Consider the following 1,114-nt stretch of genomic DNA (forward strand, 5'->3'; position numbering starts at 1 on the left):
GCGCACCAGCCCCGTCACCACCGCCACCGAAACCACCCGCTCCGTCGCCTACGGCGACACCGGCAACCTCCCCGTCATCGGCGACTGGGACGGCGACGGCAAGGACAGCCAGGGCATCGCCCGCTGACATCCCCGTGCTGACATCCCCATGACCTGGGGCCGCTGAGCTCTCCGGGCCTGTTTCCGGCCGGAGAGCACGTCCGGCCATGCCCTGGATCGGGCGGGCCCCGCGCGCATCTCCCCTTCTCACTCCCCCTCGCCCTGTCTCCGCGCGGCCGGAGACAGGGCGATCACATCCCTCCAGGAGAAACCATGAAGACCCCTTCGCAGCGCCCCCGTTCCTCCTTCGCCCGGCCGCTGGTCGCGGTGACCGCTCTCGTCGGAGGGCTCCTCGCCGGGGTGTCCCCGGCCCAGGCCTCGGCTCCCGAACCGACGCCGGGCGTTCCCGGCCCGGCCGGCGCTCCGGTGTCCGCCGAGCTCGCGGCGACGCTGGCCTACGCCGCCTGCGTACCCGGCGGGGAGACCGCCGCCGACAGCGCGGTCGCCAGTCAGGTGCGGCCGTCCATGAACGGCTCGCGCCTGGGACGGAGCGTCAACGCCTACAACGTGTCCTGTGCCCGCGTCATCACGGCAACCGTCAAGGGCCGGGGGCTGGCCAAGCGGGCGGCGGTGATCGCCGTGACCACGGCGATCACCGAGAGCACCCTGCACAACTACACGGTCGCCTCCGACCACGACAGCCTGGGACTGTTCCAGCAGCGTCCCTCGCAGGGCTGGGGCACCCCGGCCCAGCTGACCGATCCGGTCTACGCCACCAACGCGTTCGTCAACGCCATGCTGCGGAAGTATCCGAACAACTCGTGGATGAGCGGGGACATCGGCGCCATCTGCCAGAAGGTGCAGGTCTCGGCGTTCCCTGACGCCTACGCCCGCGAGGTCCACGATGCTCAGCTGCTGGTCGACGCCCTGTGGAACGGCTCCGATCTGGGGGTGCTGGATTTCTATCTGAGCGACGACCAGGGCTCCACTGTCGCGACCCGGCCGGTGTTCGCCTACGGCAACAGCCCGATGGTGCCCATCACCGGTGACTGGGACGGCGACGGCAAGGACACCG

At 70.8% G+C, this 1,114-nt stretch carries 1 protein-coding gene; it reads left to right on the top strand.

Annotated features, from left to right (window positions below):
* Window positions 1-312: 312 nt before the first annotated feature.
* On the top strand, window positions 313-1,114 hold an 802-nt coding region (locus F5972_RS36785; protein ID WP_225312247.1), incomplete at its 3' end, for a hypothetical protein.

Source organism: Microbispora cellulosiformans (assembly GCF_008728085.1).
Taxonomy (GTDB): domain Bacteria; phylum Actinomycetota; class Actinomycetes; order Streptosporangiales; family Streptosporangiaceae; genus Microbispora; species Microbispora amethystogenes.